Below are 6,379 nucleotides of genomic sequence, written 5' to 3' on the forward strand. Positions count from 1 at the left end.
ATAGAGAAGCGGCTTTCCCTGGTCTTCAGGGTCATACGGTCCATGACAAGTATCTCGCCTGGTTCCTTCTGCTAGATCAGCTTGAGTACCAGAATGCAGATGAAGGTAGCACTCTCAGTTGGGACGCTACTGGCTGGGTGGGTAATGATATCAATCGGTTATGGTTTCGCTCGGAAGGCGAACGAACCAATGGGGTTACCGAAGACGCGGAGATCCAGGCACTCTTCGGACATGCCATCAGCCCATGGTGGGATGTGGTGGCAGGGGTTCGCCAGGATTTCAAGCCCGAGTCGCCGCAAACGTGGGCAGCCTTCGGCCTCCAGGGGATGGCCCTGTATGAGTTTGAGGCGGAAGCCACCGCCTTTATTGGTGAAGGTGGCCAGACAGCAGCCCGCTTGGAAGGTGACTACGATTTTCTCCTCACCAACCGATTGATCCTCCAACCGACTGCCGAGATCAACTTCTACGGCAAGGACGACCCAGCACGCGGAGTAGGCGCTGGCCTGGCAAACACAGAGGTGGGGTTACGCCTGCGGTACGAAATCGTTCGTGAGTTCGCGCCGTACATTGGGGTCACCTGGAACCGGGCGTACGGCAATACCGCCGATATCGTGAGTGATGAAGACGAAGCGCGATTCGTTGCCGGCATTCGGATGTGGTTCTAAGGATTTTCAATGAAACGAATGATTATTAGCTTCGTTGCCTTCTGCGCACTAGGCCTGTTGATTGTGGCCGGAGTGGTTTTTTCGGGAGTCATAAATGTTGCCGCGGATGAGCCTCATACGGGAGCGGTGTACGCTTTGTTGGAAACGGCTCGCAATCGCTCGATTGAGGTTCGCTCCGACGATATAGCCGTACCATCACTCGACGATGAAGACCAGATCCGTGCCGGGGCGGGGAATTACGATTCAATGTGTGCGGGTTGCCATTTGGCGCCAGGCAAGGCTGAGACCGAGCTAAGCAATGGGCTTTATCCCGCGCCACCCAACCTGGCCGAAACAGGGAACCATGATGACCCAGCGGAGACATTTTGGGTCATCAAGCACGGCATCAAGGCATCGGGGATGCCCGCTTGGGGTAAAAGCATGGCGGATCCGTACATTTGGGAAATGGTGGCTTTTCTGCAAAAACTTCCGGATCTAGATGAAGAGGCGTATCGAGCGCTCGCTGCGTCTAGTGGTGGTCACCAGCATGGTGGTGGGGAGACCCCGGCTGGGCGCGGCGAAGAACATGGGGACATGGCCTCCGAAGACAGTCACCAGGATGACAATGGCAGCTCGGATCACCATGACTCTGGCAGCTCAGGTGGAGCAACCGGCCAATCAGGTTCCGGTCATCATGGTGATAAGGAAAGCGATGACCCTCATGCTTCCGACGAGCCCCAGGGCGATCAGCCCGGCAATGCTGGTGACAGTGCCGAGGCGGACGGTAAGTCCGCTTCGAATGTGCATGCAGACGGGAAGCAACACGACCACTAATAGTCGGCATTTGTGCCAACGTGGTTCTGACCAAGCCTCTTAAGACGAGGCTCAGCATTCGCGGGCTTCGCTACTGCTTCTTTACGCTTGGCGTTAGCCTGCGCGGCTGGTAATTGACGTAGTCAAACGGCTTTCACTCCGGCCGCTCCCCCAATGAAAGCTCCCTGTCGTGGCGACAGGGCGCTATGCCATATGCCATATCGCTCCGAGCCTCCAGAACAGACTAGCGAAGCCGGCCAGACTAACAAGCAGTTTGGATCATTGGCGGATCCGTAGTGCCCTCCCGAATACACCTGGCACCGGGGCGAACCTGACAGCATTGTAACGAAACTGGTCGAAACGGGTTTGACCAGGACTTGTCGTACTTCCGTGCCTGCTGAAACGCTGATGAGGCTATCCGCCTAACAGGCCACAACGACATACAACTATCGAACCCTGGAGAACGCAATGACCCATTCAATGTTCGCTTCCTGCATTCAAGCTTGTTCGAACTGTGCCCTGGCATGCGAAACCTGCGCTTCTGCTTGCCTACGTGAGGATGATGTGAAAATGATGGCTCGATGCATCGAGCTTGACCGTGACTGCGCGGACATCTGTACGCTGGCTGCCACCTTGATGAGCCGCGAGAGTGAGTATGCTAAAGAGCTTTGTGCCCTTTGCGCCAAGGTTTGCCGTGCCTGCGGAGAAGAGTGCGGGAAACATCAAATGACTCACTGCCAAGAGTGCGCCAAGGCGTGCATGAAGTGCGCTGAGGAATGTGAGCGTATGGCGGCATAACAGTCCTCTAATCCACCGCTCTGGAGCAGCCGATTTGATGGCGCCAGAGCGGCTCGAATAAAAATCGCGTCCATGATATTAACGAAACGAGCATCGCTGCCATCTACGGCGCCAACACGCGCAAAAAGCAAGAGGCTGGTAGAAAATCTGCGCCTGCCCGCCTGCTGGTCATCCGGCGCAGCAGGACAATTGCTTTACGTCTTTGCTGAAGGTTTGTGCCGCGAGCTTCAGTCCTTCGACCATAGTCAGGTAGGGAAATAACTGGTCGGCCAGTTCCTGCACCGTCATCCGGTGGCGGACCGCGAGCGCCGCTGTCTGGATCACTTCGCCCGCCTCCGGTGCGACGATCTGCGCACCAATCAGCCGGCCCGTACCGACCTCGACAACTAACTTGATGAAGCCGCGAGTATCGAAGTTGGCGAGCGCTCTCGGCACGTTGTCTAGCGAGAGGGTGCGGCTGTCGGTTTCAATGCCGTCGTGGTGCGCTTCGGCTTCGCTGTAGCCCACGGTAGCCACTTGTGGTTCGGTGAACACTACTGCCGGCATGGCCGCCAGGTCCAGGCCTGCGTCACCGCCGGTCATGTTGATCGCGGCGCGCGTACCGGCAGCTGCCGCCACATAGACGAGCTGCGGCTGGTTGGTGCAGTCGCCGGCAGCAAAGATGTGCGGTGTGCTCGTTCGCATTGCTTGGTCGATCCAGATGGCGCCTTGCGCGTTGAACTGAACGCCGACCGCCGAGAGGTTCAGGCTGCGCGTGTTCGGCGTGCGGCCGGTGGCGATCAGCAGCTTGTCGACACGCAGCTCTCCGTGCTCTGTGGTGAGCTCAAATTGCCCATCCGCATAGCCGATCTGGCTCGCCTGTGTATGTTCCAAGACCTTGATGCCTTCTTCGCGGAAGGCGTCTGTCATGGCTTCACCGATGGCCGGATCCTCGCGGAAGAACAATGTGCTGCGCGCCAGGATACTGACTTGGCTGCCCAGGCGGGCAAAGGCTTGCGCGAGCTCAAGTGCGACTACAGATGAGCCGATGACGGCCAGGCGCTTCGGGATCGTGTCGCTGGCCAACGCCTCGGTGGAGGTCCAATACGGCGTGTCCTTCAACCCGGGAATCGGCGGGATCGCGGAGCTAGCGCCCGTGGAAATCAGGCAACGGTCGAAGCCCACCTCGCTCATACCGCCGTCAGCGGTTGCCACGGTCAGCGTGCATGAGTCCTTGAAGCGGGCCTCTCCGTGCAGCACGGTGATGGCCGGGGTACTCGCCAGGATGTCTTCGTACTTGGCCTGGCGCAGCTCATCGACGCGGCCTTGCTGTTGGGCCAACAGCCGCTCGCGCAGTACGGCGGGCGCTAAGGCAGACAGCCCTTCATCGAACGGACTTTCGCGACGTATATGAGCGATGTGCGCGGCGCGGATCATGATTTTGGAGGGCACGCAGCCAACGTTGACGCAGGTGCCGCCGATGGTGCCGCGCTCGATGAGCGTCACACGCGCGCCAAGCTCAACGGCCTTTAACGCCGCGGCCATTGCCGCGCCGCCGCTGCCGATCACCGCCACATGCAGCGCTGGCTCGTCACTGGCGCGAATTGTTCCGCTATTCGGCCTGCTGAGCGCCTTGCCCAACAGACCGCTGGCGGGCAACCCCTGCGGGCCGGCAACCTTTGCGCTGTAGCCGAGTGCGGTGACGGCTGAGATCAGCGGGTCCGGGCTCATGCCTGCATCCGCCTCAATCTCGGCCCGTTTGCGCGGATAGGACATTGAGGCAGAGCGCACGCCGGGCACGTTTGTTAGGGCTTGCTGGACGCGCTCGGCGCATGACGTGCAGGTCATGCCTTCAACGTCAAGGGAAATTGCCTCAAACATAATCTCGACCTCACTGCGTTACGGTACTGGAGTAGCCAGCGTTCTCGATGGCCTTGGTCAATGCGCCCGCATTGATTTTCGCATCGTCGAAGCTGACAACGGCTTCGCGCTTCTCGTAACTGACTTCGGCCTTCTGTACACCGTTTACCTTTGTGAGGGCTTTCTTGACGATGATTGGGCAGGCCGCACAGGTCATGCCGGGCACGGTTAGCGTGACGGTTTTGGTGGCGCCCCAAGCAGGCGCGCTTAGGGTGGCGGCTAGAGTGATGAGGGCAGCGAGTTTCTTCATGGCAATTCCTTTCAATAGAACAGCGGCAGCACGTACGGAAAACCAAGGGCAACCAGCACCAGGGCGGACACGATCCAGAAGATCAGCTTGTAGGTCGTCCGCACCTGGGGCAAGCCACACACATCGCTCGGCTTGCAGGCATGGGCCGGTCGAAAGATGCTGCGCCAGGCGAAGAACAGCGCGATAAGCGCCGCGCCGATGAAGATTGGCCGGTACGGCTCCAGCACGGCCAGGTTGCCGATCCAGGCGCCCGAAAAGCCAAGCGCGACCAGGACGAGGGGCGCGAGGCAGCAGGCCGAGGCGAGGACGGCCGCAACTCCGCTGGTCGCCAGTGCGCCGCGACCGCTCTGGGGTTCCGACATGACGTACTCCTTTCTGGGCTTCGATTGATGATGTAACGTTACTTCCGTAGTCAAGTACGGAGTCAAGCGCCGTGGAGAACCATCTGAAAAGCCTGACCGTCGGCGCCTTTGCCAAGGCCGCCGGAGTCAATGTGGAGACGATCCGCTTTTATCAGTGCAAGGGCCTGCTGCCCGTACCGGAGCGGCCACATGGGAGCATTCGCCGCTATGGGCAGGAGGACGTGGCGCGGATAAAGTTCGTGAAATCAGCCCAGCGTCTGGGGTTCAGCCTGGGTGAAGTCGGCCAGTTGCTGACGCTCGAGGACGGTACCCATTGCAGCGAGGCGGCCGAGCTTGCCGCTCTGCGCCTGGCCGACGTGCGCCAGCGCCTGGCGCACCTCAAGCGGATGGAAGCGGCACTGGCGAAGCTGGTAGGTGAGTGCAACGCACATCAGGAGAATGTTTCCTGTCCATTGATCGCGGCGTTGTACTGTTGCTGACGGCGCGCGGGAGATCACGCAGTCACACTTTTTTGAATAACATCCCCTCGATTCGATCATGTTCCTCGGGCGTCGGGAGGGCGGTCGTATCTACCTTGCCGGCATTATCCGACTCGCCGTTTTTCGGCGAACCGGCTTCCGGGTGATAACTGCCATCTGCGTCGAACGCAACCCAACCGTACCATTCCTTAATTACTTTGGACGGTCTGCCTTCTTCCATTGCCACGTACCAGTCCGCCAATCGGAATCTCTTACCGGCAAGCTTTGAGGTAGGCCTTTCGGCTCGGACCAACGCCATATACAGCGGGTGCGGCAGCTCCTCTACGGCGCCCGCTTCGTCGAGCAAGAAGGTGAACGAGGCGTGCGGCCTTCGCTCCGTGGCGTGAGCTCGCTCCTCTTCCTCGCCCAAGGTAAACACCGGAGCGAAACCGCCCCCTTCCGTTCGGAAGTTGGTCGTCTGTCCTTGGTAAACCCTGGCAGCGTTCCACTGCACCTTGCCAGCATAAGCGTACGTGCGTAGGTCAAACTTCATTGGACGTATCTGAGGGTCCGCGACAGTTCTACGCTCGCCAGGAGCTAGGAGGGACTGGGCCACGTAGTTTCCGCCAACGATTTCTTCCCACACGCGCTTGGTGAGCTTGTCTCCTCGGTACGCACCGCGACTGCCATACCCGCTGACAGGTTTGAAAAAGAGGCTGCGGCGGTTTTTCCAGAGGTGCTCTGCATTGCGTTGCTCGACAGGGACCGTAAGCGGGACGTACTGGGCCAATGCGGCTCGGGTCTGAGGATCAACGCCAATCGCTTCCAACAAACTTGCGTTGGTTAGGTCGACCAGCCTGCGTTTGTCGGCATATATGACATAGGCCTGAGGGTGTGGCGTTACCGTCACGGCATCAGTTAAATAAGCGCTCCGCAGCGCGCTGCAATTATCGCCCTCCAGATAGAAATCGGTGAGTCGGTTGTAGACGAGATCCACAGGCTTTCCGTCGATCAAGAGGCAATCGTTGTGAAAGGCCAGATCAGCTGGGTCTGCGATTATGCAGTCGATTCCTGCTGACTCGAATAACCGCTGAAAGAGGAGAAACTCCGGGTACAGGTATTGGGCTTGTGGGCTTTCATCCAAGATGACCACAC

Annotated in this window: 8 protein-coding genes; 4 read left to right on the top strand and 4 right to left on the bottom strand. The window is 59.1% G+C overall.

Annotated features, from left to right (window positions below; genetic code table 11):
• From AC2LD7_RS21665 to AC2LD7_RS21675, 3 genes are all read left to right on the top strand, one after another.
• The coding region (locus tag AC2LD7_RS21665; protein ID WP_484599679.1) for a copper resistance protein B at positions 1 to 665 on the top strand (665 nt) is incomplete at its 5' end.
• A gap of 9 nt (positions 666 to 674) precedes the next feature.
• A complete protein-coding gene (locus AC2LD7_RS21670; RefSeq protein ID WP_484599680.1) occupies positions 675 to 1,478 on the top strand; it encodes a c-type cytochrome in 804 nt (267 codons plus the stop codon).
• 447 nt (positions 1,479 to 1,925) lie between these two features.
• On the top strand, positions 1,926 to 2,255 hold the full coding sequence (locus AC2LD7_RS21675; protein ID WP_484599681.1) for a four-helix bundle copper-binding protein: 330 nt from the start codon (positions 1,926 to 1,928) through the stop codon (positions 2,253 to 2,255).
• Between the two features lie 168 nt (positions 2,256 to 2,423).
• Here AC2LD7_RS21675 and merA read toward each other — a convergent pair whose 3' ends face one another.
• Genes merA through merT form a run of 3 tightly spaced genes read right to left on the bottom strand, consistent with a single transcriptional unit; the run spans position 2,424 to position 4,766 of the window.
• Positions 2,424 to 4,115: a mercury(II) reductase gene (gene merA / locus AC2LD7_RS21680; protein ID WP_484599682.1), complete on the bottom strand. Its 1,692-nt coding sequence runs from the start codon at positions 4,113 to 4,115 to the stop codon at positions 2,424 to 2,426.
• Between the two features lie 10 nt (positions 4,116 to 4,125).
• Positions 4,126 to 4,404, bottom strand: coding sequence for a mercury resistance system periplasmic binding protein MerP (gene merP / locus AC2LD7_RS21685; protein WP_484599683.1), 279 nt, complete (start codon positions 4,402 to 4,404; stop codon positions 4,126 to 4,128).
• An 11-nt stretch (positions 4,405 to 4,415) separates the two neighbouring features.
• On the bottom strand, positions 4,416 to 4,766 hold the full coding sequence (merT, locus tag AC2LD7_RS21690; RefSeq protein ID WP_484599684.1) for a mercuric ion transporter MerT: 351 nt from the start codon (positions 4,764 to 4,766) through the stop codon (positions 4,416 to 4,418).
• A 71-nt stretch (positions 4,767 to 4,837) separates the two neighbouring features.
• On the opposite strand from merT, the gene merR reads away from it, so the two are divergent.
• Positions 4,838 to 5,245 carry an Hg(II)-responsive transcriptional regulator gene (merR, locus tag AC2LD7_RS21695; RefSeq protein ID WP_484599685.1) on the top strand — a complete coding sequence of 136 codons (408 nt, stop codon included), beginning with the start codon at positions 4,838 to 4,840 and terminating at the stop codon, positions 5,243 to 5,245.
• Positions 5,246 to 5,267: 22 nt separating this feature from the next.
• On the opposite strand, the gene AC2LD7_RS21700 is transcribed toward merR, so the two are convergent.
• Positions 5,268 to 6,377, bottom strand: coding sequence for a hypothetical protein (locus AC2LD7_RS21700; RefSeq protein WP_484599686.1), 1,110 nt, complete (start codon positions 6,375 to 6,377; stop codon positions 5,268 to 5,270).
• Positions 6,378 to 6,379 lie beyond the last annotated feature (2 nt).

Source organism: Stutzerimonas sp., assembly GCF_982611455.1.

Bases quoted from the DNA above. Each gene is read 5' to 3' on its own strand.
- AC2LD7_RS21675 (WP_484599681.1), top strand. From the start codon at position 1,926: ATGACCCATTCAATGTTCGCTTCCTGCATTCAAGCTTGTTCGAACTGT.
- AC2LD7_RS21670 (WP_484599680.1), top strand. From the start codon at position 675: ATGAAACGAATGATTATTAGCTTCGTTGCCTTCTGCGCACTAGGCCTG.
- merP (WP_484599683.1), bottom strand. From the start codon at position 4,404: ATGAAGAAACTCGCTGCCCTCATCACTCTAGCCGCCACCCTAAGCGCG.
- merT (WP_484599684.1), bottom strand. From the start codon at position 4,766: ATGTCGGAACCCCAGAGCGGTCGCGGCGCACTGGCGACCAGCGGAGTT.
- merA (WP_484599682.1), bottom strand. From the start codon at position 4,115: ATGTTTGAGGCAATTTCCCTTGACGTTGAAGGCATGACCTGCACGTCA.